The organism is Streptomyces sp. 3N207, assembly GCF_052246355.1.
GTDB lineage: Bacteria > Actinomycetota > Actinomycetes > Streptomycetales > Streptomycetaceae > Streptomyces.
In genome coordinates, this window is record NZ_JBQQBV010000015.1 from 61,897 (window position 1) to 84,729 (window position 22,833).

The 22,833-nt window shown below is 70.8% G+C and carries 22 protein-coding genes and 1 riboswitch; of the genes, 14 read left to right on the top strand and 8 right to left on the bottom strand.

What is annotated here, in order from left to right; genetic code table 11:
- The first annotated feature begins 129 nt into the window (after positions 1-129).
- Positions 130-570 (top strand): alternative ribosome rescue aminoacyl-tRNA hydrolase ArfB, encoded by a 441-nt coding sequence (gene arfB / locus ACTWP9_RS23085; protein WP_443248146.1) that lies wholly within the window; start codon positions 130-132, stop codon positions 568-570.
- A gap of 117 nt (positions 571-687) precedes the next feature.
- Here the strand turns inward: arfB and ACTWP9_RS23090 are convergent, their stop codons facing one another.
- Positions 688-1,161 (bottom strand): flavin reductase family protein, encoded by a 474-nt coding sequence (locus ACTWP9_RS23090; protein WP_443248252.1) that lies wholly within the window; start codon positions 1,159-1,161, stop codon positions 688-690.
- A 430-nt stretch (positions 1,162-1,591) separates the two neighbouring features.
- On the opposite strand from ACTWP9_RS23090, the gene cdgB reads away from it, so the two are divergent.
- Together cdgB and ACTWP9_RS23100 are read left to right on the top strand one after the other, a co-directional pair.
- Entirely contained in the window at positions 1,592-3,310 is a 1,719-nt protein-coding gene (gene cdgB, locus ACTWP9_RS23095; protein ID WP_443248147.1) for a diguanylate cyclase CdgB, read from the top strand.
- A gap of 94 nt (positions 3,311-3,404) precedes the next feature.
- Positions 3,405-4,415, top strand: coding sequence for a hypothetical protein (locus ACTWP9_RS23100; RefSeq protein ID WP_443248148.1), 1,011 nt, complete (start codon positions 3,405-3,407; stop codon positions 4,413-4,415).
- A gap of 68 nt (positions 4,416-4,483) precedes the next feature.
- Here ACTWP9_RS23100 and ACTWP9_RS23105 read toward each other — a convergent pair whose 3' ends face one another.
- The 3 genes from ACTWP9_RS23105 to ACTWP9_RS23115 form a co-directional block, all read right to left on the bottom strand.
- Positions 4,484-5,443, bottom strand: a complete 960-nt coding sequence (locus ACTWP9_RS23105) for a 1-phosphofructokinase family hexose kinase (protein WP_443248149.1) — start codon at positions 5,441-5,443, stop codon at positions 4,484-4,486.
- Between the two features lie 185 nt (positions 5,444-5,628).
- Complete coding sequence (nagA, locus tag ACTWP9_RS23110) at positions 5,629-6,804, bottom strand: N-acetylglucosamine-6-phosphate deacetylase (RefSeq protein WP_443248150.1); 1,176 nt, start codon at positions 6,802-6,804, stop codon at positions 5,629-5,631.
- The gene (locus ACTWP9_RS23115) at positions 6,801-7,760 is read right to left on the bottom strand and encodes an ROK family protein (protein WP_443248253.1); all 960 of its coding nucleotides are present in this window, start codon (positions 7,758-7,760) and stop codon (positions 6,801-6,803) included. Before ACTWP9_RS23115 ends, nagA begins: the two co-directional genes overlap by 4 nt.
- A gap of 276 nt (positions 7,761-8,036) precedes the next feature.
- Between ACTWP9_RS23115 and ACTWP9_RS23120 the strand changes: the two genes are divergently transcribed.
- The 3 genes from ACTWP9_RS23120 (at position 8,037) to otsB (ending at position 10,602) form a co-directional block, all read left to right on the top strand.
- Positions 8,037-9,323 (top strand): ABC transporter substrate-binding protein, encoded by a 1,287-nt coding sequence (locus ACTWP9_RS23120; RefSeq protein ID WP_443248151.1) that lies wholly within the window; start codon positions 8,037-8,039, stop codon positions 9,321-9,323.
- Between the two features lie 83 nt (positions 9,324-9,406).
- On the top strand, positions 9,407-9,736 hold the full coding sequence (locus ACTWP9_RS23125; protein ID WP_443248254.1) for a DUF3263 domain-containing protein: 330 nt from the start codon (positions 9,407-9,409) through the stop codon (positions 9,734-9,736).
- A gap of 23 nt (positions 9,737-9,759) precedes the next feature.
- Entirely contained in the window at positions 9,760-10,602 is an 843-nt protein-coding gene (otsB, locus tag ACTWP9_RS23130) for a trehalose-phosphatase (protein ID WP_443248152.1), read from the top strand.
- 12 nt (positions 10,603-10,614) lie between these two features.
- Here the strand turns inward: otsB and ACTWP9_RS23135 are convergent, their stop codons facing one another.
- Together ACTWP9_RS23135 and ACTWP9_RS23140 are read right to left on the bottom strand one after the other, a co-directional pair.
- Positions 10,615-12,138 carry an alpha,alpha-trehalose-phosphate synthase (UDP-forming) gene (locus tag ACTWP9_RS23135; protein WP_443248153.1) on the bottom strand — a complete coding sequence of 508 codons (1,524 nt, stop codon included), beginning with the start codon at positions 12,136-12,138 and terminating at the stop codon, positions 10,615-10,617.
- 68 nt (positions 12,139-12,206) lie between these two features.
- Positions 12,207-13,211, bottom strand: coding sequence for a glucosyl-3-phosphoglycerate synthase (locus tag ACTWP9_RS23140; protein ID WP_443248154.1), 1,005 nt, complete (start codon positions 13,209-13,211; stop codon positions 12,207-12,209).
- Positions 13,212-13,484: 273 nt separating this feature from the next.
- Positions 13,485-13,635: riboswitch (SAM riboswitch) on the top strand.
- 17 nt (positions 13,636-13,652) lie between these two features.
- On the opposite strand from ACTWP9_RS23140, the gene thrC reads away from it, so the two are divergent.
- From thrC to groL, 4 genes are all read left to right on the top strand, one after another.
- Positions 13,653-14,975 carry a threonine synthase gene (gene thrC, locus ACTWP9_RS23145; RefSeq protein WP_443248155.1) on the top strand — a complete coding sequence of 441 codons (1,323 nt, stop codon included), beginning with the start codon at positions 13,653-13,655 and terminating at the stop codon, positions 14,973-14,975.
- A 143-nt stretch (positions 14,976-15,118) separates the two neighbouring features.
- On the top strand, positions 15,119-15,394 hold the full coding sequence (locus ACTWP9_RS23150) for a MoaD/ThiS family protein (protein WP_443248156.1): 276 nt from the start codon (positions 15,119-15,121) through the stop codon (positions 15,392-15,394).
- Between the two features lie 516 nt (positions 15,395-15,910).
- Positions 15,911-16,114 (top strand): cold-shock protein, encoded by a 204-nt coding sequence (locus ACTWP9_RS23155; RefSeq protein ID WP_016472377.1) that lies wholly within the window; start codon positions 15,911-15,913, stop codon positions 16,112-16,114.
- A gap of 472 nt (positions 16,115-16,586) precedes the next feature.
- Positions 16,587-18,215, top strand: a complete 1,629-nt coding sequence (gene groL / locus ACTWP9_RS23160) for a chaperonin GroEL (RefSeq protein WP_443248157.1) — start codon at positions 16,587-16,589, stop codon at positions 18,213-18,215.
- Positions 18,216-18,347: 132 nt separating this feature from the next.
- Here the strand turns inward: groL and ACTWP9_RS23165 are convergent, their stop codons facing one another.
- On the bottom strand, positions 18,348-18,683 hold the full coding sequence (locus tag ACTWP9_RS23165) for a DUF427 domain-containing protein (RefSeq protein ID WP_443248158.1): 336 nt from the start codon (positions 18,681-18,683) through the stop codon (positions 18,348-18,350).
- 44 nt (positions 18,684-18,727) lie between these two features.
- Entirely contained in the window at positions 18,728-18,967 is a 240-nt protein-coding gene (locus tag ACTWP9_RS23170; RefSeq protein ID WP_443248159.1) for a hypothetical protein, read from the bottom strand.
- A gap of 450 nt (positions 18,968-19,417) precedes the next feature.
- Here ACTWP9_RS23170 and ACTWP9_RS23175 point away from each other — a divergent pair, with 450 nt between their 5' ends.
- The 4 genes from ACTWP9_RS23175 to ACTWP9_RS23190 all read left to right on the top strand — a co-directional run bounded on the left by ACTWP9_RS23175 (position 19,418) and on the right by ACTWP9_RS23190 (position 22,801).
- On the top strand, positions 19,418-19,984 hold the full coding sequence (locus ACTWP9_RS23175; protein ID WP_443248160.1) for a transglycosylase SLT domain-containing protein: 567 nt from the start codon (positions 19,418-19,420) through the stop codon (positions 19,982-19,984).
- Between the two features lie 196 nt (positions 19,985-20,180).
- Positions 20,181-20,864 (top strand): sensor domain-containing protein, encoded by a 684-nt coding sequence (locus tag ACTWP9_RS23180; RefSeq protein WP_443248161.1) that lies wholly within the window; start codon positions 20,181-20,183, stop codon positions 20,862-20,864.
- A gap of 236 nt (positions 20,865-21,100) precedes the next feature.
- Positions 21,101-21,901 carry a VOC family protein gene (locus tag ACTWP9_RS23185; protein ID WP_443248162.1) on the top strand — a complete coding sequence of 267 codons (801 nt, stop codon included), beginning with the start codon at positions 21,101-21,103 and terminating at the stop codon, positions 21,899-21,901.
- Positions 21,902-21,955: 54 nt separating this feature from the next.
- A complete protein-coding gene (locus ACTWP9_RS23190) occupies positions 21,956-22,801 on the top strand; it encodes a MerR family transcriptional regulator (protein WP_443248163.1) in 846 nt (281 codons plus the stop codon).
- The last annotated feature ends 32 nt before the right edge of the window (positions 22,802-22,833 follow it).

The following is a 22,833-nucleotide window of genomic DNA, read 5'->3' on the forward strand; positions in this document are numbered from 1 at the left end:
TCCAGCTTTCCGGTCGGACTTTGCTTCCTTTACCTTCGCGGCCGTCCGGGGAGGGTCCGGGAGCGCTCCGGCGGAGATCCTCGTCCGCTGTCGGAAAAGCGGATGACGGCCGCGCCGGGAGGCCGGACCATGGAACCCATGTCCGGTCCCTACTACATCCGAGGCGCGGTCGCCCTGCCCGAGGCCGAGCTGACGTGGCGCTTCACGCGTTCGTCGGGGCCGGGCGGCCAGCATGTGAACACCAGCGACAGCCAGGCCGAGCTGCGCTTCGACCTGGCGGGCACCCAGGCGCTGCCCGAGGTGTGGAAGAGCCGTGCGCTGGAGCGGCTGGCGAACCGCCTGGTGGACGGCGCCGTGCTGGTCGTACGGGCGAGTGAGCACCGTTCGCAGTGGCGTAACCGGGAGACGGCGGCGGTGCGGATGGCCTCCCTGCTCGCGGAGGCGACGGCGCCCCCGCCGCCCCCGCGGCGCAAGAAGAAGCTGCCCCGCGGGATCAACGAGCGCAGGCTCCGCCAGAAGAAGCAGCGCAGTGAGCTGAAGCGGGGCCGTACGGGACGCGGCTGGGACTGACGCCCCGCGCTCCCGGAGGCGCGCGGGGAGGTGCCCCCCGCCAACTGTCGCGCACCCGCTGCCCGCAATCGCCGGACAGGGGCACCCCCTCCCCGGAACCGGTGAAGCCCCGCGGGGTCAGCGCAGCGAGCGGTACCGCCCGCTGTAGTAGAGCAGCGGCCCGCCCCCGCCGTGGGTGAGCCGGGTGGCCAGGACGCGCCCGATGACCAGGGTGTGGTCGCCCGCCGTCACCCGCTGTTCCGTACGGCACTCGACGGCTGCCAGCGCGCCGTCCACCAGGGGTGCGCCGCTGGCGGTACCGCGGGTGTGGGGGAGCTCCTGGAAGAGGAGCCGGTCGCTGAGCCGCGCCTTCATGGCGAAGCGGCCGGCGGTCTGGTGTTGGGCCTCCGTGAGCAGGGAGACGGCCCAGTGGTCCTGGCGGGAGAGCAGCTCGTCCATCCGCGACTCCTCGCGCACGCTGACCAGGACCAGCGGCGGCTCCAGCGAGACGGACATGAACGCGGTGGCCGTCATGCCGACGTCCTCGCCGCGTGCTCCCTCCTCGGGGTCGTGCGCGGTGACAAGCACCACGCCGGCCGCCAGTCGCGCCATCGCCGCGCGGAACTCCTCGTCGCTCACCCCATCAGCATGGGGCATCGGGTGGGCCTGGGGCACGGGGGTCGTTTGCTGCTGCACTGCGTGGGACACGCTGGCTACGCTAACCGCCACCTTTTCGGCCCCGCATCGGGCTCCGGGACCAGTCGGGGACTAGGACCATCGGCGCCCTCGCCGGGTATGCCGGGACCCTCACGGGCGTGTGCGGCGGCTGCCCAGGGCACACGTTGCGCAATCAACTAGTCGCGGACTGTTGTGACTTGAGTCACAGAGGGCATTAATTGTTGACCCTGTGTACCGAGTGAACAGCTCGCTGTGATTCAGTGGCCATGGCAGCCGAGAACGCAGCCGAGACGCTGAGGCAGTGAGGCCCCGAAGCGACGCCACGAGCATCTGGAGTTGACGAGCAAGGCTCAGGGGGAGGGCTATGGAAACCGAGTCGGAGCCCTACGTCCGCCTTGCCAGTCTGCGCCAGCTGCACCGCGTCGTGGCGCAGCTCAACACGGCCCGCAGCCTCGCCGACACCTTGCAGACGGTTGCCGACGGGGTGGTCGAGGGCCTCGGCTTCGAGATAGCCGCAGTCAACCTGGTGCGTGCCGACGGAGACCTCGTCGTGGCCGCCGTCGCGGGCAGCGCCGCCGCCGAGTCGATGATGGCGGGCCGGGTCGGTTCCCGCGCCTCCTGGGAGCGCCGGCTGACGATGGGCGAGCAGTGGGGAGTGCTCTGCTTCATCCCCTACACCGAGGGCTGGGTGCTGGACGACGACGAGGTGCCCGAGTGGCACGCGCCCTCCGCGGTGCGGGACACGCCTGACGCCTGGCACCCCATGGACCGGCTCTTCGCACCGCTGTACGCCCCCGACGGCGAGCTGCTGGGCGTGCTCTCCGTCGACCGGCCCCGCAACGGCCGCCGCCCCGGCGCGTGGGGCTGCGAAGCGTTGCAGATGTACGCGTCGCAGGCCGCCATCGCCATCAGCAACGCCCGGCTCCGCTCGAACATGCAGCGGGCCCTGGTGCGGCTGGAGCGCGAACAGCAGGCGCTGCGGGCCAGCGAGGAAAGCTTTCGACAGGCGTTCGAGTACGCGCCGAGCGGGATGGCCGTCGCCGAGATGGGCGGTGACCAGCAGGGACGGCTGCTGCGGATCAACGACGCGCTGTGCCGGCTGCTGGGCCGCCCTGCTGCCGCGATGCGCCGTTACTCCTTCTCCGACCTGGTCCACCCGGAGGACATCCGTACGCTGCTGCGCACCTCCGCCGAGGGCGGCCGGGCCGAGCTGCGGTTGCAGCGGCGTGACGGCAGCTATGTGTGGGTCTCGCTGCGCAACTCCGTGGTCGCCGACACCGCCGACGGGCCGCGCTATCTGCTCACCCACGTCGAGGACATCGAGGAGCGCAAGCGGCACGAGCTCCAGCTCGCGCACCGCGCCAGCCACGACTCGCTGACCGGGCTGCCGAACAGCGCCGAGCTGCGGGCCCGGCTGGCCGGCAGGCTGTGTTCGATGCCGGGCCGGCCGGTGGCCCCGGCGGACGCCGCATCCGGCGCCGACCCCGCCGCCGGGCACCCGGGCGGCGGGCCCGGATACGGGTACGGACCCGGGGACGGCTTCTGGGACCTGGAAGGGCTGGGTGGGATATCCGGCGCGGGCCCCGGAGCGGAGCCGGGAGCGGGCACGGCCGCGGGCCCCGGGGGCGGGAGCCCGGACCCGCACCATGTGCACGCGGTGCCGCCGAAGGGCGACGGGCCCGGTGAGAAGGGGCTCGCCGTCCTCTTCTGCGATCTGGACGGCTTCAAGTCCATCAACGACCGCTACGGCCACCACTGCGGCGACGCGGTGCTCATCGCAGTGGCCCGCCGCCTCGAGGGCGGGGTGCGGGACGACGACACGGTCGCCCGGCTGGGCGGCGACGAGTTCGTGGTGCTGGCCGACGGGCTGGGCCCGGCGGAGGCGCAGGACCTGGCCGTACGGCTGCGGAACGCGATCATCCCGCCGATCCAGGTTGACGGGCGTGCGGTGCGGGTAGGCGCCAGCTTCGGCATCGGCTGGGCGGGCTGCGGAATGACGGCCGAAGAGGTCCTGCAATCCGCTGACCAGCGCATGTACGTGGAGAAGCGGTCCCGGTCCAAGGGGCAGCGTCGGGCGGGCTAGCACAATCCGGGTCCTTCGGCCAGCAACCGTGCCAAGCGGTTCACCCAGGAGAGGTAGGCTCGCCCGGATACCTGACGCAGTAGGGAGTGAGGGGATGACCGCCGAGAACAACGGCACGGGGGCTGCGCCGGAAGGGGGCGACGAGGACCCGTTCGCGTATCTGTACCGGCAGGAGGGCGACGCCCAGCAGTCCGCCGCACCCGGCCAGCAACCCGGCGTTCCCCGTCGCTCCTTCAACCAGGTCCGTGCCGTCGGCGAGCGGCAGTACGGCTACGGCTACCCGCAGCAACAGCAGGGCTCCGGCTACGGCTATCCGCAGCAGGGATCAGGCTACGGTCACCCCCAGCAGCAGTCCGGTTACGGCTATCCGCAGCAGCCCCCGCCGCCGGAGAACCAGCCCAGCCCGCACTATGCGGCGCCCGAGACGATGCCCGGCGGGCGCGCCGCGGCGCGGCAGCAGGGCGGACCGGGCAGCGGCCGCGGCGGTCGCAACCGGACCGGCCTGTTGGTGGGTGCGATAGCCGTCGTCGCCGCGGTGGTCCTCGGTATCGGCGCCGCCATCGTCTTCAACGACGACGGCAACGCCGACGCGCAGGGCAACGACACCGGCGGCAGCCAGCAGGACGACCAGAACCAGGGCAACGACAACGGCGGCAAGAAGGACAAGGAACCCGCGCCGAAGTCGCTGCCCAAGGAGGACGCGGTCAGCCTCAACCTCGCCGGCGCCACCGTCGCCAAACAGGTGCCGGGTGCCCAGGCCCATGGCGGCGCGTACGTCGACATGAACCAGCCGGGTGCCGCGGCGACCTGGGAGATGAAGGGCGTACCCGCAGCCGGCAGGTACACCCTGCACGTCCGCTACGGCGTGCCCGGCAAGGACACGGCCGCCGACCTCACCGTCAACGGGAAGCCCGAGAGCCGGCCGGTGCGGCTGAAGAACTTCTCCCACGCCAAGGAAGGCGACTGGGAACAGGGCTGGACGGACACCTATTCGTTCATCCAGCTCAAAAAGGGCCAGAACTCGATCAAGATCGCCTGCGGCTCCGGGTGCGAGGCCAACCTGGACAAGGTCTGGCTCACCAAGGGCTGGAAGAGCAACGGCTGAGAGGCGCAGGCCGGGCGGAGGTTCGACGGCCGGCTCCCCGGCCGTCGCCGCAACCTCCGCTCACCCCCTCAAGGAGTCTCCGACTTGCGGACCCGTACGGAGGGGAGCATCCGCGTGTAGGTCGGCTCGTCGAACTCGCCGGCCACCGGGGAGCGCACCGTCGCCGCGGACAGCGCGACCGCGCGGGTCAGCCGGTCCGGCCAGGGCAGGCCCTCGGCGAGGCCGGAGAGCAGGCCCGCGACCGCGGAGTCGCCGGCGCCGGTCGGGTTGCCGGCCAGCCGCTCGGGCACCGCGGCGCTCCAGGCGCCGTCCTGGGTGACCAGCAGCATCCCGTCGGCCCCCAGTGAGGCCGCCACCGCATGGGCGCCGCGCCGCTGGGCCGCGCGGGCTGCGCGCAGCGGTTCCGCGGTCCCGGTGATCCCGGCCAGCTCCTCCGCGTTGGGCTTGACGATGTCGGGCCGGGCGGCCAGCCCGCGGCGCAGCGGCTCCCCGTCGGTGTCCAGCAGGACGGGGATCCCGGCCGTCCGCGCCTCGCGGACGAGCGTCGCGTACGCACCGACGGGCACGCCCGGCGGCAGGCTGCCGCACAGTGCGACGGCCTCGGCGCCGCGGCCCAGCAGCTCGCGGTAGGCGGTCAGGAAGCCGTCCCACTCCTCGGGCGTGATGTGCGGTCCGGGCTCGTTGAACTGGGTGGTGTCGCCGTTGGTCTCGTCGACGACAGCGACGGTGCGCCGGGAGCGCCCGGCCACCTGGAACAGCGCGTCGGTGACGGTGGCGGTGCCGCCGCCCGCGATGTGCTCGGCGGCGTCCGCCGCCAGCAGGGTCCGCAGGACGCGGCCCGTCTCACCGCCGACGAAGCCGGTGACGGTCGTCCTGAAGCCGAGCGCACCGAGCACCCGGGCGACGTTCAGCCCCTTGCCGCCGGGGCGCTCGGTCACCTCCCGCACCCGGTGCGAGGCGTGCGGGACGAGGTGGGGCACACGGTAGGTGAGGTCGAGTGCGGCGTTGAGCGTGACGGTCAGGATCATCTGCTCGCACCACCCTCACCCGGCTGACGACGGTTCATGACATACAACCCACGGCTGACAACCCACGACATACGACACTTCGGCGGCCCGCGACCGCACGGGCGGCTCTGCAACCCGCGAGCGATCGGCGACCGCGCGAGCGATCATGCCATTGGAACAGGCGCCGGGCGACCCCTTGCACCGGCTCAGCGGGTGCGCGGCGGCACGATCCAGCTGCCCTGACGCATGACTCCGGCCAGCGTGAACTCCTCGTCCAGCACCACCAGGTCCGCCAGCTTCCCGGTCTCGATCGAGCCCACCCGGTCGGCCATGCCCAGCAGCCGCGCCGGGGTGGCGGACAGCGCCGTGACGGTGTCGGTGACCGGCAGCCCGTCCACGGTGACCGCGCGCTTGAACGCCTGATCGAGCGTCAGCGTGGAACCGGCGATCGAGCCGCCCTCCACCAGCCGGGCCACGCCGCCCCGCACCTCGACCTCCAGGTTGCCCAGCGGATAGCGGCCGTCGCCCATGCCCGCCGCGCCCATCGCGTCGGTGATGAAGGCGACCCGGTCGGCGCCCGCCGCCTCGAATGCCAGGCGGAGGACGGCGGGGTGCAGATGGATGCCGTCGTTGATCAGCTCGACGGTGACGCGCTCGTCCGCCAGCAGCGCGGCGACCGGGCCGGGCTGCCGGTGGCCGAGCGGCGGCATCGCGTTGAACAGATGGGTGGCGACCGTGGCTCCGGCGTCGATGGCCTCCTGGGTGCCCTCGTAGCTGCCGTCGGTGTGGCCGACGGCGGCGATCACGCCGTTGTCGGCGAGCAGCCGTACCGAGTCCAGCCCGCCGGGCCGTTCAGGTGCGAGCGTCATCATCACCGCCCGGCCGCGGGCCGCGTCCAGCAGCTTGCGTACGTCGCCGGGGTCGGGGTCGCGCAGCAGCGACTCCTCGTGCGCGCCGCGCCGTTCGCAGGAGATGAACGGGCCCTCGAAGTGGATGCCCGCCAGATCGCCCTGTTCGACCAGCTCGCTCAGCGAGCCCGCCTGCCGGGACAGCTCGTCCAGGTCGCCGGTGACCGTGGAGGCGACCATGGTGGTGGTGCCGTGCTCGCGGTGGGTGCCGATGGCGGTCAGCGACTCCTCGTGGCTGCCCGCCGAGAAGGAGGCGCCCCCGCCGCCGTGTACGTGGGTGTCGACGAAGCCGGGCACGATCCAGTGCCCCGTCAGATCGAGCGCCCCGGCGCCCGGTTCGGGACTCCCGGCCGCCGGTCCGGTCCCATGACCGACGGCGGTGAGGGTGCGGCCCTCGACCGTCAGCCTGCCGTTCTCCCGCACCCCTTCGGGCAACACCACCCGGGCACCGGTCAGCACCGTTCGCTTGCTCATCGGCTCGCAACCTCCGCGGAGAGTAGATCCCAGGCGAGGAGCCCCGCGCCCAGGCAGCCCGCGGCGTCACCCAGGGCCGCGGGCACAATGGCCGGGAGTGGCTGAAAGGTGACCTTCTCGCGCACCGCCTCCCGGAGCGGAACGAAGAGGGTGTCGCCCGCCTCGGCGAGGCCGCCGCCGATGATCAGTGTGCGGGGGTCGAGCAGGGTAAGTCCCGTGACCAGGCCGCTGGCCAGCGCATCGATGGCGTCCGCCCAGACCTGCTGGGCACGTGGGTCGCCCGCCTCGACGGCCTGCGCCGCGTCGGCCGCCGTCGCCTCGGGGTCGCCGCAGGCCGCCGCCCAGGCCGCGCCGACCGCGGACGCCGAGGCGAGCCGTTCCAGACAGCCGCGCTGTCCGCAGCCGCAGGGCGGGCCATCGGGCCGTACGACGATGTGGCCGAACTCCCCCGCGCTGCCGTGCGCGCCCGGTTCGACCCGGTCGCCGATGCCGATGGCGCCCGCGATGCCGGTGCCCAGCGGCAGGAAGAGGTAGCGGTCCACGCCCTCCCCGGCGCCGATGCGGCCTTCCGCGAGCCCGCCGGTACGCACATCGTGCCCGAGCGCCACCGGCAGCGGCGGCAGTTGCGGATCCCGCCCCTGGCCGAGGCGGTCGCTCAGCAGGGCGCGCATGGGGACGTCGCGCCAGCCGAGGTTGGCGGAGAAGACGGCGACGCCGCCCTCTTCGTCGATGGTGCCGGGGATGGCGACGCCCGCGGCGGACGGCTCGGTGCCGTACTGCTCCAGGCCCATGGCGCGTAGTTCGGCGGCGAAGTCGAGGATTCCGGCCACCACGGCCTCGGGCCCGCGCTCGCGTCCGGTGGCCCGACGCGCCTTGTGCAGCAGTTCGTTGCCGGTGCCGATGAGAGCGGCCTTCATGCCGGTGCCGCCGACATCCAGGGCGATGACGTAACGCACGGCAGAGGTGTGGGGGGCCTCGTCACGGGTGTTCACGGGAACAGTTTCCCGTGTGAGAGCCCAAAAGGTCTAGTCCACTCTGCCGGCTTCCGGTTCCGGATCACCGAATGGAAGCCAAGCTGATTCCTTACCGGTATCCGGTTTCGGTAGACGCTCGGGGCCTCCTGGGGGGAGACTCCCGCCCATCGGGCCGGGGTCGGTGATGCCAGGGGGGAGAGAGTGGGCATCGGGGCCTGTGGCACCTTCTGAGGTCTCAGGGTTGAGGGGTAGTAGAGAATGGATCGGCGTCGTTTCCTGGGGATGGCCGCGACCGGAGTGGCCGGAGCGGCCGGGATGACCGCACTGTCCGGCTGCGGCGATGGCCCGGGATCGGGAGAGGTGACGCTGAAGCTCGTCGCCGCCGACTACGGGAACCCGGGGGCGGAGAACAGCTCGAAGATCTACTGGCGGAAACTCGCCGACGCTTTCACCAAGAAGAACCCCGACATCACGGTCGACGTCACCGTCTACAGCTGGAACGACATCAGCAAGAAGCTCACCGAGATGGTCGAGGCGGGCAACCCGCCGGACATCGCCCAGGTCGACTCGTACGCCAACTGGGCAGCCGAGGGAAAGCTCTACAAGGTCAGCGAGCTCCTTCCGATACCGGCGCAGGCCGAGTTCCTCGTCGCACTCGCCGAGGCGGGAGAGGTACGGCGCGTCCAGTACGGTCTGCCGTTCGTCGCCAGCACCCGGGTGCTCTTCTACAACAAGGACCTCTTCAAGAAGGCCGGGCTGGACCCCGACGAACCGCCGGAGAGCTGGCGCGACCTCAAGACCGCGGCACAGGCCCTCAAATCGGCCGGCGTCAAGATCCCCTACGGTCTGCCGCTCGGCCCCGAGGAAGCCCAGGGCGAGGCCCTGATGTGGATACTCGGCAACGGCGGAAGCTTCGTCGACAGCGTGGGCAACTACACCCTCAACTCCCCCGAGAACGTCGAGACGTTCCAGTGGCTGCGCGACAACCTCGTCACCCCCGGCTACACCGAACCCAGCCCCCAGCGCGTCGACCGGCAGAAGATGTTCGATGCGTTCACCGAGGGCGACGTGGGCATCCTCAACGGCCACCCCACCCTGATGCAGCAGGCCGACAAGAAGAAGATCTCCTACGGCACCGCCAAGCTGCCCGGCAACGACGGCCCCGCCGAGGGCACCCTCGGCGTCGCCGACTGGATGATGGCGTTCAACAAGAACGGCCATCGCGAGGCGTGCGGCAAGTTCCTCGCGTTCGTCTACGAGGAGAAGAACCACTACGCCTTCACGTCCCAGTACGGGCTGCTGCCCGTCACCAGCAGCGCCTCCCAGCGGATGCGCAAGGACAAGAAGCAGAAGAAGCTCTGGCCCTTCCTCGACCAGCTCGCCGGGGCCGAGTTCTACCCGGTGGGCAAGGTGTCCTGGGCGGACACCAGCGCGATCATCAAGAAGACCATCGGCCAGGCGGCCATGAAGGACGGCGACCCGAAGGGCGTCCTGACCACACTGCAGCGCAAGGCGGCGGTCGAGGAGGACGCGGCGCCGTCCTGATGCGGGCCGCTCCCGGCGCTGCGTCACCGCTGTGCGAGGCCGCTCCTGACAGCCCTCCCGCGTACGGTGGAGGGATGAGCGGCATGGAAGGCGAGCGTGACGGTGCGGACAGCGCCGAGGCGGTGGCGGAGCTCTCGGACGAGGAACCGGTGGCGGAGCTCTCGGACGAGGAACCGGTGACGGGGCTGTCAGAAGAGGACCGCGCCGTGCTCGCCTTCGCCGCCCGCGGATGGGCCTCCCCCGGTGAGAAGGAACGCGCCGTCCGGGAGCGGCTCGGCATGTCGCCCGTGCGCTACTACCAGTACCTCAACGCGCTGCTCGACGATCCCCGCGCTGCCCGGCACGATCCCGTGACCGTCAACCGGCTGCGGCGCGTCCGACAGGCCAACCGGGACCGTACCCATCAGCTGTAACCACAGCTGGTTATGGTGCGGCCATGTCGCTTCCCCTGCTCCCGGAGACGGAGGCCGGGCGTGCCGGGCTCGCCGCCCTCCTCGCCGACCCCGCGCGTGCCGTGCTCGCGTTCGACTTCGACGGGACGCTCGCGCCCATCGTCACCGACCCGCAGGACGCGCGGGCCGACCCCGAAGCAGTGCACGCGCTGGCGCGGCTGGCCCCGCGGCTGGCCGGCGTCGCCGTCATCACCGGCCGGCCCGCGGCTGACGCCGTACGGTACGGCGGCTTCGAGAGCGTCGCCGGACTGGAGGGACTGACGGTGCTCGGCGCGTACGGGGCCGAACGGTGGGACGCCGCCGACCCGGTCGTGCGGGCACCCGAACCCCCCGCGGGGGTCGCGGCGGTACGGGCCGAACTCCCCGCCGTGCTCGCCGAGTCGGGAGCGCCGGAGGGCACCTGGACGGAGGACAAGGGCCGGGCGCTCGCCGTACACACCCGCCGCGTGATCTCGCCCGAGGCGGCCCTCGACCGGCTGCGCACCCCGCTGTACGCCCTTGCCGAGCGGCATGGACTCATGGTGGAGCCGGGCCGCATGGTGCTCGAACTCCGCCCGCCGGGCGCCGACAAGGGGGCGGCACTCGCGGACTACATCCGCGAACGGGCCGCCGCCACTGTCGCCTACGCCGGTGACGACCTGGGTGACCTTCCCGCGTATGCCACCGTCGCGGCGCTGCGCCGGGAGGGCGTGCCGGGGCTGCTGGTGTACAGCGCCCCCGAGACGGCGACGGAGTCGGTCGAGCAACTCCGCACCGCCGCCGACGTCCGTGTCACGGGCCCGGCCGGGCTGGCGGCCTGGCTGCGTGCGCTGGCGGACGCGCTGTAGCGGTCCGCACCGTCAGCGGAGCGCTTCCAGCTGGTTCAGCAGCCAGCGGGTCGGGGGCTGGGAGGTGGCGGTCTCCGCCAGGCGGCGGGTCCGCTCCGCGCGGGTGGCGGGGTCCATCTCCAGCGCCGTCCGCAAGGCGGCGGCCGTGTCCCGCACGTCGAAGGGGTGCACGGAAATGGCGTCGGGCGCCAGTTCCTCGTACGCTCCGGCCTCCCGGGAGAGGACCAGGGCACAGCCCTCGTCGGAGACGACGGGGATCTCCTTCGCCACGAGGTTCATCCCGTCGCGGATCGGGTTCACCAGCGCGACGTCCGCCATCCGGTAGGCGGCCAGCGAGCGTGCGAAGTCGTCCTTCACATGCAGCAGGACCGGCGTCCAGCCAGCGGTGCCGAACTCCTTGTTGATCACCTCGGCGACCCGGCCCACCTCGGCCGTGTAGTGGCGGTAGACGGCGAGATCCTGCCGCGAGGGGTAGGCGAACGCCAGATGGACGACGCGTTCGCGCCACTCGGGATGGTCCGCCAGCAGCCGCCGGTACGCGTACAGGCCGCGGACGATGTTCTTGGACAGCTCGGTCCTGTCCACCCGGACGATGGTCCGGCGGGGGCTTCCGTCCGGGCCCGTCCCCACCTGTTCGCGCAGCTGTGCCATCCGCTCGGTGACGTCCTCCCGGTGCGCCCGCTCGCGCAGGAAGTCGCCGTCCGCGCCGAGCGGGTGCACCCCGATCCGCGTCGTACGGCCCTCGTAGGTCACCGAGAGTGCGCCGCCCTCTTCCCCGGCTTCCGGACCGGTGGTTTCCCCGGTGACCGTCGCGCCCAGCACCCGTTCGCAGCACTCGGTGAACAGCCGGGCCCAGCGTGCGGTCAGGAACGCGGTGCGGTCGGCGCCGAGCATGCCGCGCAGCACCTGCGTGGCGACCTCGTCCGGGAGCAGCCGGAAGTAGTCGGCGGGCGCCCAGGGGGTGTGCGAAAAGTGGCCGATCCGCAGATCGGGGCGGCGTTGGCGGAGCAGGCCGGGGACGAGGGTGAGGTGGTAGTCCTGCACCAGCACCGTGGCGCCCTGCCCGGCCTCCTGCGCCAGCGCCTCGGCGAAGGCGGCGTTGTACGCCTCGTACTCCGCCCACTGGCGGCTGAAGTCCTGGTCGAAGACCGGCTCCAGCGGCGTCTGGTACAGCATGTGGTGGGTGAACCACAGCACGGAGTTGGCGATGCCGTGGTAGGCCGCCTCGAAGGTGCCGGGCGGGATGTCGAGCATCCGTACGGACTGCCCGCCGGTGTCCCCGCCGTCCAGGTGACCCCCTGAGCGCCGGACCGCCTCGCGGTCGCCCACGCCGAGCGCCGCGCACACCCACACCGCGTCGGTCTCGGGGCCGATGGCCGACAGTCCGGAGACCAGCCCGCCGCCGCCGCGCCTGGCGGTGAGCGTGCCGTCGTCGCCCAGCGTGTAGGACACCGGTCCGCGGTTGGATGCGACGAGCACCTGCGCTGCCGCCTCCGGTCCCCGTGCTCCCTGCGATGTTGTTGCTCCAGCGACCATGCGGCGAGCCTAGCCGTCGCCGAAACCGCTCAAACGTGCCCGTACCGCAGCAGCGTCCGGCGAGGCCCTCACGCCGCCACCCGCTGCCCGTACTCGGGCACCGTGCACATCGGAGGGCGCTCCTCCGCGTCCACCAGGTGGCCGCGGGGGACGAAGCAGCCCGCCTCGTCCCGTTCGAACTGGGTCAGCGCCGTCCCGCCCGACCGTCCCTCGAACACGCTCCGCGCACCGTGCGCCACCGCCGGGCCGCCCCGGCCGATGCGGCGCTCGGCTGCCGCGTAGATGGCGGTGGCCATCCGGCCGAGCGCCTGCCCGTCCTGGTTGCGGTGCAGCCGTACGCCCACATCGACCTGGGCCAGCGCATCCAGCCCCACCAGCTCCAGCGCGTCGACCAGCAGCGCCAGCTCCACCCCGTAGCCGACCGGGAAGGGCAGCCGCTCCAGCAGCGAGCGGCGCGCCGCGTACTCGCCGCCCAGCGGCTGGACGAGCCCGGCCAGCCGCGGCCAGTGCAGATTGAGCAGGGGGCGCGCCACGAGCTCGGTCACCCGCCCGCCGCCGGCCGGGCTGCCGGGCAGCGGGCGGTCGTACATCGCCTTGACCAGCTGTACGTCCGGCTCCGTCAGCAGCGGTCCGACGATGCCGGTGACGAAGTCGGGCGAGAACTCGCGCAGGTCCGCGTCGACGAAGCAGATGATGTCGCCGCTGGTCGCCAGCAGGGAGCGCCACAGCACCTCACCCTTTCCGGGGCGGGTCGGCAGCCTGGGCAGCACCTCGTCCCGGTGGATCACCTTGGCCCCGGCGGCTGCCGCGACCTCGGCGGTGCGGTCGGTGGAGCCGGAGTTCATCACGATCAGCTCGTCCACCAGCGGTGTCCCGGAATCGAGGTGGGGCGAGGCCAGCTCGCGGCGGATCACCGAGACGATGTCGCCGACCGTGGCCTCCTCGTTGAGCGCGGGCAGCACCACGCTGACTGTGGTGCCGGTGCGGCGCTTGGCCGCCAGCAGCGCCTCCAGCGGCCGGTCGGCGACGCGCCAGGAGCGGCGCCGCAGCCATTGGCCCACTTCGTCGAGCACGTGCGCGCCTTCCTGTAGTCGGGTCCCGCTGGTCGGGCTGAGATGCGACGGGTGGTGCGGTGTCCCGGCCCAGGCCGAGGGCCCGGACCGGAGCCCCAGGCCATGGCCCCAGGGCGCGGAGGCGAGCGGCGGGTGATCCATCTCGCGGTTCGGACGTCCCTCTCAAGCGTGACCGCCGTCAGTTACAGTCTTGAACAACGCAGGTGACCTCCGCATCTCGGGGTCGCCGCGACAAATGCCCGAGCGGCCCCTGGCCGCCCGGCGCCATAGTGCAGCTCATCCAGAGGGGCAGAGGGAACGGCCCGTTGAAGCCCCGGCAACCATCCCGCGATCCGCGTGTACGCGGACCCTCCAGGCGAGACCGCCTCGTGGGGACGGTGCCAATTCCGGCCCGTGACGAGATACGCCACGGGGAAGATGAGGAGAAAGGGCCTCGCCTCCATGGCTGTGCAGACAGTTGCAGCGAACAGCACCACTTCCACCGACGCCGCTGACGCGTCCGGCGCCCCCTCGCACGATCTCGGCGCCGCTGTGGCCCTCTCCTGTCGCGAGTGCGGCACCCGCACCGAGCTGGGGCCCAGCTTCGTGTGCCTGGAGTGTTTCGGCCCGCTGGAAGTCGCCTACGAGCTGCCCACCGGTGACCCGGAGGCCCTGCGCAGCCGGATCGAGGCCGGCCCCGCCTCGATGTGGCGTTACGCACCGCTGCTGCCGGTACCGGCCGACGTCGCCGAGAAGCCGAACCTGAACCCCGGCTTCACCCAGTTGGTGAAGGCCGACCGGCTGGCCGCCGAGCTGGGAGTGACCGGCGGTCTGTACGTCAAGGACGACTCCGGCAACCCCACCCACTCCTTCAAGGACCGTCCGGTCGCCATCGCCCTGGAGGCAGCGCGCGCCTTCGGGTTCACCACCCTCTCCTGCTCCTCGACCGGCAACCTGGCCGGTGCGGTGGGCGCCGCAGCCTCCCGGGCCGGGCTGCGCTCGTGCGTGTTCATCCCGGACGGGCTGGAGCAGTCCAAGGTGGTGATGGCCGCGATCTACGGCGGCGACCTCGTCGCGATCGACGGCACCTACGACGATGTGAACCGCTTCTGCTCCGAGCTCATCGGCGATCCGCTGGGCGAGGGCTGGGGCTTCACCAACGTCAACCTGCGGCCGTTCTACGCCGAGGGTTCGAAGTCGCTGGCGTACGAGATCTGTGAGCAGCTCGGCTGGCGGCTGCCCGACCAGCTCGTCATCCCCGTCGCCTCCGGCTGCCAGTTGGTGAAGATCGACAAGGGGCTGCGGGAGCTGATCCAGCTCGGGCTCGTCGAGGACAAGCCGTTCCGGATCTTCGCCGCGCAGGCGGAGGGGTGCTCGCCGGTCTCCCGCGCGTACAAGGAGGGCACCACCGCCGTCCGCCCGGTCAAGCAGCCCGACACCATCGCCAAGTCCCTCGCCATCGGCGACCCGGCGGACGGTCCGTACGTCATCGACATCTGCCGGCGCACCGGCGGGGCCGTCGAGGACGTGAACGATGCGGAGATCGTGGACGCGATGAAGCTGCTCGCGCGGACCGAGGGCGTGTTCGCGGAGACGGCCGGGGGTGTCACGCTGGGCGTGACCCGCAAGCTGATCGAGTCCGGCGCCATCGACCCGAGCCTCACGACCGTCGTGCTGAACACGGGTGACGGCCTCAAGACCCTCGACGCCGTGGCCCCCACGGCGCGGCCCACCGCCGTGATCCGCCCCAACCTGGCCGCCTTCCGCGAGTCCGGCCTGGCCTGACCGAGGCGGCCCCGGGTGCCCTGGGCGCCCCAGGTTGCCGAAGGCGCCTCAGACGGCTGAAATCGGCCCCCCGGTGTTTAGCGGGTGGGAATGCCGGAGCGGGCCCCCTGGGGTGCTTTCCCTCTTACGTTAGGAAGATCGACATGAGCGTCAACGTCCGGATCCCGACCATCCTCCGTACCTACACGGGCGGTCAGGCCGAGGTCACCGCCGAGGGCGGCACCCTCGCCGAGGTGCTGGCGGACCTGGAGAAGAACCACACCGGCATCAGCGCCCGCATCCTGGACGACGCGGGCAAGCTCCGCCGCTTCGTCAACGTCTACGTCAACGACGACGACGTCCGCTTCGAGCAGGGCCTGGAGACCCCCACCCCGGACGGTGCGGGCATCTCCATCATCCCGGCGGTGGCCGGCGGCTGATCCGTCCGGCCGCGCGGTCGGGGCCGCGGCCCCGTAGCCGCCCGCCACTGCCCCGCCGACCAGCGCTCGGGCTCCGTGATCGCCCCTTCCGAGGAAAAACGGAAGGGGCGATTCCATGTGAGATTCCATGTGACGAGAGGCGGCTCGGGAGACGGTAGAGTTACCGCAGTTCCCTCTCCCGGCGGTTGCCGGACGCGTATGAGAACGCGCCAGGGGCGGATCAACACCGCGACAACAACGGGACAAGTTGCTGTCGAAAACCGGACGGCAATTGTCGTGAAGGCCCCGAATGTCTGGCCCGACTTGCCCTGCTCCGACGGCAGTTGAGGCTTATTTCCGATCAGTCGTGCCCAGAATTCTCGTCCGATTGACCTGTTGCACAGGGCGTCCGTGCAGATACATTCAGCGGCGGTCGACGCGTTCCGGCGCACGCCCCCGCTTGATTGTGGGGGTGAGGTCTGACCCGGGTTCGCGAAGTGCGGGCTCGTGCAAGGGCCAGTAATAGGGGAGTTAGGAATGGCTCAGGGCACCGTCAAGTGGTTCAACGCGGAGAAGGGGTACGGCTTCATCGCGGTCGACGGTGGTGCGGACGTGTTCGTCCACTACAGCGCGATCCAGATGGACGGTTACCGCACCCTGGACGAAGGGCAGCGGGTCGAGTTCGAGATCTCGCAGGGTCAGAAGGGGCCGCAGGCGGACATGGTCCGCGTGACCGGCTGAGTGTCGCCGGACTGCGCAGAGCTTGGTAGACACAGCCTTGTAGACACAGCAGAGAAGAGAAGGGGCCGCACCCACGGTGCGGCCCCTTCTTGGTGCCTTCGGGCTTGCAGTGGAGGGGGCGCGGGGAACTGCGCGAGCGACCTGGGGGTACCTCCCTGCTCGAAGAGCTTGGGGGAACACCCGCACCCCGCAAGCATCAGACAGGGGCACCTCTCCCCGACAAAGAGAGGGGCATCCCCTCCCCGGAGCCTCCTCGGCGTAGCTTGCACTCTCCATGCCCGAGTGCTAATCATTGGGTTAGCACTCTGCGAGTGAGAGTGACAAAGAAGGACCGGGTCGGTGAGGCCGCAGGCCGGGTGGGGAAGGAACCGCCGGGTCGTAGGCCGTCCGTCGCGGGCGCCACGCGGTCCGGAGAAATCCAACCCTCCCCTTGCGCTCGACGCATGGGGGAATCCAGGGAGGACCAACCCACATGGCCAAGATCATCGCCTTTGACGAGGAGGCGCGGCGCGGTCTTGAGCGTGGCATGAACCAGCTTGCCGACGCCGTCAAGGTCACGCTCGGCCCGAAGGGCCGCAACGTCGTTCTGGAGAAGAAGTGGGGCGCCCCCACGATCACGAACGACGGTGTCTCCATCGCCAAGGAGATCGAGCTCGAGGACTCCTACGAGAAGATCGGCGCCGAGCTGGTCAAGGAGGTCGCCAAGAAGACGGACGACGTCGCCGGTGACGGCACGACGACCGCCACCGTGCTGGCCCAGGCGCTCGTGAAGGAGGGCCTGCGCAACGTTGCCGCGGGCGCCAACCCGATGGCCCTCAAGCGCGGTATCGAGCAGGCCACCGAGGCCGTCTCCGCCGCTCTTCTGGAGCAGGCCAAGGACGTGGAGACCAAGGAGCAGATCGCTTCGACCGCCTCCATCTCCGCTGCCGACACCCAGATCGGTGAGCTGATCGCCGAGGCCATGGACAAGGTCGGCAAGGAAGGCGTCATCACCGTCGAGGAGTCGCAGACCTTCGGGCTGGAGCTGGAGCTCACCGAGGGCATGCGCTTCGACAAGGGCTACATCTCCGCCTACTTCGCCACCGACATGGAGCGCATGGAGGCGGAGCTCGAGGACCCGTACATCCTCATCGTCAACTCCAAGATCAGCAACGTGAAGGACCTCCTTCCGCTGCTGGAGAAGGTCATGCAGTCGGGCAAGCCGCTGCTGATCATCGCGGAGGACGTCGAGGGCGAGGCGCTGTCCACGCTGGTCGTCAACAAGATCCGTGGCACCTTCAAGTCCGTCGCCGTCAAGGCTCCGGGCTTCGGTGACCGCCGCAAGGCCATGCTCGGCGACATCGCCATCCTCACCGGCGGCCAGGTCATCTCCGAGGAGGTCGGCCTCAAGCTGGAGAACGCCACCCTCGACCTGCTGGGCCGGGCGCGCAAGGTCCAGATCACCAAGGACGAGACCACCATCGTCGACGGTGCGGGCGACAGCGAGCAGGTCGCGGGCCGGGTCAACCAGATCCGCGCCGAGATCGAGAACAGCGACTCGGACTACGACCGCGAGAAGCTCCAGGAGCGCCTGGCGAAGCTGGCCGGCGGCGTGGCCGTCATCAAGGCCGGTGCCGCCACCGAGGTCGAGCTCAAGGAGCGGAAGCACCGCATCGAGGACGCCGTCCGTAACGCGAAGGCGGCCGTCGAGGAGGGCATCGTCGCCGGCGGTGGCGTGGCCCTGCTGCAGGCTTCCTCGGTCTTCGAGAAGCTGGAGCTGGAGGGCGACGAGGCCACCGGTGCCGCCGCCGTCAAGCTGGCTCTCGAGGCCCCGCTCAAGCAGATCGCGGTCAACGCCGGCCTCGAGGGCGGCGTCATCGTGGAGAAGGTGCGCAACCTGACCCCGGGCCACGGTCTGAACGCGGCCACCGGCGAGTACGTCGACATGATCGCCGAGGGCATCCTCGACCCGGCCAAGGTGACGCGCTCCGCGCTGCAGAACGCCGCCTCCATCGCGGCGCTCTTCCTCACCACCGAGGCCGTCATCGCCGACAAGCCGGAGAAGGCCGCCGCGGGCGCCGACGCGGCTGCCGGCGGTGGCATGGGCGGCATGGACTTCTGACGAGTCCGAGCCGTTCGCACGGCTCCGCCGCCTGCTGAGGCAGCACGAAGGCGGGTACCCCCGAGGGGTGCCCGCCTTTGCCGTTCCGGCGGTGATCCGGAGCGCCGGGGGACCAGCGGTGTTGCGGGCGGTTCAGCCGACCTCGATGTCCGGGAAGCAGAGGTAGCCCTTGATCTCGGACACCTGGTCGAAGGGCTCGGGGTAGGACCAGGCGATGTCCTTGGCCGCACCGTCGGCCAGCGACCAGTAGTCGGCGGTGCCTTTGAAGGGGCAGCGGGTGTGGGTGTCGGACAGGGTGAGCAGGTCGGTGCGTACGTCCTCGGCCGGCAGGTAGTACCGCACCGGGTAACCCGTCTCGCTCAGCAGCAGCGGTCGGCGGCTGTCCGCCAGCACCCGGCCGTCGCGCGCGACCGCTCGCACGCGCTCGGTGCCTTCTTCGATGGTGATCGTGTGACCTTGTGCGGTCATCTGCGCGGTCCTTCCGTCGGGGGTCGTCACGACCAGCCTCGGCCTCAGACCCCGAAGAGTGCCAGTGGGGGTACCTCCCGGACGGAGTGCGGGGGAGGTTCCAGCCCCGCAATATTGACCGGTACCGCGCGGTGCGCCTCCCAGTCGACACGGTCCAGCCGCAGCCGCTCGAAGGTGCGGGCCTTGCCCGGCACGGCTTGGGTCAGCAGACCGTCCGGCCGGTATCCCGGCTTCTCCGAGACCCGCCGCGAGCGCGGATTGTCCGTCAAGGCGGCGGACGTCATGCTGCGCGCTTGCGCCTCGGGGTTCGCGGCGGTCCTGGATATGGCTGTAGAGCAGCACGTTCAGGTTGAGCGCGGTTGCCGGGGAGAGGCCGCGGCCGTCCGGTGCGCTGAGCATCCACGCCGAGTACGTGCCTCCGCGGAGTCACTCACCCACGCGAAGAATGCCTTCACCCTCGGTGAGGCGGACGGGGGTGGATTGTGAGGGCGCCCATAGGACCCAGATCACTTACGAGGCAGCTTCGTATCTCTGCGCTGCTCTGACCTGGGGCGGGCAGGGGACGGTCGGCTTTCTGTCCGGATTATTACGATTCTGGATCGTACGTCACATATTTGCCGGGTGGGGGAGCCGGTTCCCAGGGTGGGTGCCAGGCCGCGACGAGACCGGGACAACGCACCACTCCCCGGGGCGCGCGGCCGGAACGTCCCCCCACGAAAGGCTCCTCTGCTCGCATGCGTAACACCCTGCGTACCCTCAAGCCCGCCCGCCTCGCCACCACCGGCCTGACCGCACTGGGCGCGGCCGGTATCGCCGCCACCGCACTGGCCGGCACCGCCCACGCCGAGGCCCCCGCCAAGCCCGCAGCCAAGCCCGCAGCCATCGAGAGCGCCGCCTCGACCGCGCAGCACGTCAGCATGCAGGCCGCACACGCCAAGAAGGCGCAGAAGGCGGACGACCAGCAGGCCGGCGGCAAGTACGCGGACAACCTCGACGGCTGGATCCGTGAGGCCCGCGCCATCATGGCCAAGCACGACATCCCCGGCTCCTACGAGGGCATCAAGCGCAACATCATCCGCGAATCGGCCGGTGACCCCAACGCGGTCAACGACTGGGACATCAACGCCAAGAAGGGCACCCCCTCCAAGGGCCTGCTCCAGGTGATCCAGCCCACCTTCGACCGCTTCCACGTCGAAGGCACCCCCGACAAACTCACCGACCCCGTAGCCAACATCGTCGCCGCCTGCAACTACGCAGCCGACCGCTACGGCTCCATGGACAACGTCGACTCCGCCTACTAAGACAGGCCACACCGACACCACACAGCCCCGCGCATGCGAACAGGAGCGGGTGGGAGGAACACCTCCCACCCGCTCCTTCGCTGTGCAGGCTCGGTTCATGTCCTCGCTGGGGCCGATCTCGGGTAGTGCTAGGTACACCCTCGGTTCGGGTCCCAGCGGTATGGGATCGGGCTCGCGGCGCGGCGAGAGTGGACACATGACAACGACGACGAACGTGCAGCCCGCCTCGCATTCCCTCTCGGCCCCTGTCGCGATGGCCGACGGCAGTCGCCGCAGGGGACGCTTTGGCCGGGAGGTGGGCTATCTGCTTTCCGGCCTGCCGCTGGGCATCGCCGCGTTCACGTTGGCGGTGACGGGGTTCGCTCTCGGCGTCTCGACGCTTGTCCTGGTCATCGGCCTGCCGGTGCTGGCCGGAACGCTGTCCATGACCCGGTATCTGGCTCGCGTGGAGGCGGACCACATAGCGGCCGTCACGGGCTGCCCGCTCCCGGTGCGTGCGGAGAGGTCGGCACCGGAGAAGGAAGGGAGCGGCAGCCGCGGTGGTCGGTGGAAAGCAGTGCGGGATCCGCAGGCGTGGCGCGAGCTGGTGCACGCGGTGCTCGCCTTCCCCGTACGGGTGGTGACCTTCTCCCTGACGCTGACCTGGCTGGTCGGCGGGCTCGGCGAACTCACCTACGGGCTGTGGTCGTGGTCGATACCCCGGGGCGGGCACGACGGTCTGGCGGATCTGGCCTTCGGGGTGACGGGACGGGGCGCCGACATCGCCTTCAACACCGCGGTCGGTGTGTTCTTGCTGGCCACGTCGGTGCCCGTGGTGCGCGGGCTCACGGTGATGCAGGCGAGCTTGGGCCGGGTGCTGTTGCGCCGCGGCGAGCTGTGACCGGGACGTCCGGTCGGTCCGGCAGGGGCGGGTCTCACCTCGGGGGCGGGCTTCCGAGCGGCGAGTCGGCCGAACTGCTGCCATCCTGAGGCGGCGGGCAACTGCGAAGCGCGGGCACTGGCACGCCTCGCAGTGCAGGACGCACAGCAGATAGCAGGTACGCACCCAGTAGTGACGCGCCCAGCAGAGATGCACACAGCGCGCAGTACACAGTCCCCGTCTGCCGGAGGATCCGCATGCTGACCACCAACTTCGTTCCCGGCACCCCGAACTGGCTCGATCTCGGTGCGCCCGATGTGGACGCCGCTGTCGCCTTCTACACCAGCGTTTTCGACTGGCGGTTCCAGTCGGCGGGCCCGGAGGCCGGGGGGTACGGGTTCTTCCAGCGTGGCGGCAAGACCGTCGCCGCGGTCGGGCCGCTGATGGAGGAGGGGGCGAGTCCCGCGTGGACGACGTACTTCCACACGGGCGACGCGGACACGACCCGCGCCCAGGTGGAAGGAGCGGGCGGCACCGTACGGGTCGAGCCGATGGATGTGTTCACGGCCGGCCGCCTGGCGCAGTTCACCGATCCGACCGGCGCTGACTTCGCCGTATGGCAGCCGAAGGACACGGGCGGCCTGGAAGTGGTCATGGAGCCGGAGACGCTGTGCTGGACGGAGCTGTACACGACCGACGCAGCGAGGGCGAAGGACTTCTACACAGCGGCGTTCTTGTGGAGCTACGAGGACATGTCGATGGGTGACGACCTGGTCTACACAGTCGCCTCGGCGCCCGGTGGCGGCACGGAGGACGACACCGGGCACGGCGGCATCATGCAGCTTCCGCAGGAGAATCTGAACGCCGGGTCGACCTCGGAGTGGCATCCGTACTTCGCCACGGAGGACTGCGACGCGACGTGCACCCGGGCAACCGGGGCCGGGGCCAAGGTGCTGATCCCGCCGACGGACGCACCCGGCGTGGGCCGGCTCGCAATGCTCCGGGACCCGGCGGGCGCGCCGTTCGCCTTGATCAAGGGAGACCCGAACATGGCGTGAGGCGACGGGGGGGCTTGACCCTCACACTGTGTGAGGCCGTGGAGTGGGGGAGTCATGTTCACTATCGGAGACTTTGCGACCCACGGCAGGGTGTCGGTGCGGATGCTGCGCCACTACGACACGATCGGACTGCTGCGGCCCGCCCGCACGGACCCGTACACGGGTTACCGCTACTACGCGGCCGGACAGCTGTCCCGGCTCAACCGGATCATCGCGCTGAAAGATCTCGGCTTCACGCTGGATCAGGTGCGGGAGATCCTCGACGAGCGGGTCAGCGCCGAGGAACTGCGGGGCATGCTGCGGCTGCGGCAGGCCGAGCTGCGGGCGGCGCTGGAGGCCGACGCCGCACGGCTCGCGCAAGTGGGAGCGCGTCTTCGGTTGATCGAGAGGGAGGGACACATGGGTTCCGAGGACGTGGTGATCAAGCGGTTGCCGAGGGTGCGGGTGGCCGAGCTGTCGGGAGTCGCCGACCGGCCTGGGCCGGAATCGATCGGTCCGGTGATCGATCCGCTGTATGGGGAGCTGTTCGCGCGTTTGGAGCGTGCGGGGATCGAACCGACGGGGATGGGCCTGGCCTACTACGAGGAGGGGCCGGGAGACACCGAGGACAGCGTTCTGGTGCATGCGGCGGTACAGGTGGGGCCGGACGTCGAGGCTCCCGGGTCCGGGGACTTCCAGGTGGTGGAACTCCCGGAGGTGGAGATGGCGGCCACTGTTGTCCACCGCGGTTCGATGGACAACGTCATGCCTGCTCTCCAGACCTTGGCCGCCTGGATCGAGGCCAACGGCTACCGCTCGGCCGGTTTCCCCCGTGAGCTGATGCTCTCCTACGAGGAAGATCGGGAGAAGTGGGTGACAGAGCTCCAGGAGCCGGTGGTACGGGCCGCGGCAGTAGACTGAGTTGAGGGGTCTCAGGAACTCTTCGGCGCAGG

Bases quoted from the DNA above. Each gene is read 5' to 3' on its own strand.
- nagA (WP_443248150.1), bottom strand. From the start codon at position 6,804: ATGAGCAAGCGAACGGTGCTGACCGGTGCCCGGGTGGTGTTGCCCGAA.
- ACTWP9_RS23105 (WP_443248149.1), bottom strand. From the start codon at position 5,443: ATGATCCTGACCGTCACGCTCAACGCCGCACTCGACCTCACCTACCGT.
- ACTWP9_RS23185 (WP_443248162.1), top strand. From the start codon at position 21,101: ATGCTGACCACCAACTTCGTTCCCGGCACCCCGAACTGGCTCGATCTC.
- groL (WP_443248157.1), top strand. From the start codon at position 16,587: ATGGCCAAGATCATCGCCTTTGACGAGGAGGCGCGGCGCGGTCTTGAG.
- ACTWP9_RS23125 (WP_443248254.1), top strand. From the start codon at position 9,407: ATGGAAGGCGAGCGTGACGGTGCGGACAGCGCCGAGGCGGTGGCGGAG.
- arfB (WP_443248146.1), top strand. From the start codon at position 130: ATGGAACCCATGTCCGGTCCCTACTACATCCGAGGCGCGGTCGCCCTG.
- cdgB (WP_443248147.1), top strand. From the start codon at position 1,592: ATGGAAACCGAGTCGGAGCCCTACGTCCGCCTTGCCAGTCTGCGCCAG.
- ACTWP9_RS23165 (WP_443248158.1), bottom strand. From the start codon at position 18,683: ATGACCGCACAAGGTCACACGATCACCATCGAAGAAGGCACCGAGCGC.
- otsB (WP_443248152.1), top strand. From the start codon at position 9,760: ATGTCGCTTCCCCTGCTCCCGGAGACGGAGGCCGGGCGTGCCGGGCTC.
- ACTWP9_RS23155 (WP_016472377.1), top strand. From the start codon at position 15,911: ATGGCTCAGGGCACCGTCAAGTGGTTCAACGCGGAGAAGGGGTACGGC.
- ACTWP9_RS23090 (WP_443248252.1), bottom strand. From the start codon at position 1,161: ATGGCGCGACTGGCGGCCGGCGTGGTGCTTGTCACCGCGCACGACCCC.
- ACTWP9_RS23120 (WP_443248151.1), top strand. From the start codon at position 8,037: ATGGATCGGCGTCGTTTCCTGGGGATGGCCGCGACCGGAGTGGCCGGA.
- ACTWP9_RS23100 (WP_443248148.1), top strand. From the start codon at position 3,405: ATGACCGCCGAGAACAACGGCACGGGGGCTGCGCCGGAAGGGGGCGAC.
- ACTWP9_RS23150 (WP_443248156.1), top strand. From the start codon at position 15,119: ATGAGCGTCAACGTCCGGATCCCGACCATCCTCCGTACCTACACGGGC.
- ACTWP9_RS23175 (WP_443248160.1), top strand. From the start codon at position 19,418: ATGCGTAACACCCTGCGTACCCTCAAGCCCGCCCGCCTCGCCACCACC.
- ACTWP9_RS23190 (WP_443248163.1), top strand. From the start codon at position 21,956: ATGTTCACTATCGGAGACTTTGCGACCCACGGCAGGGTGTCGGTGCGG.
- ACTWP9_RS23180 (WP_443248161.1), top strand. From the start codon at position 20,181: ATGACAACGACGACGAACGTGCAGCCCGCCTCGCATTCCCTCTCGGCC.
- ACTWP9_RS23170 (WP_443248159.1), bottom strand. From the start codon at position 18,967: ATGACGTCCGCCGCCTTGACGGACAATCCGCGCTCGCGGCGGGTCTCG.
- ACTWP9_RS23135 (WP_443248153.1), bottom strand. From the start codon at position 12,138: ATGGTCGCTGGAGCAACAACATCGCAGGGAGCACGGGGACCGGAGGCG.
- thrC (WP_443248155.1), top strand. From the start codon at position 13,653: ATGGCTGTGCAGACAGTTGCAGCGAACAGCACCACTTCCACCGACGCC.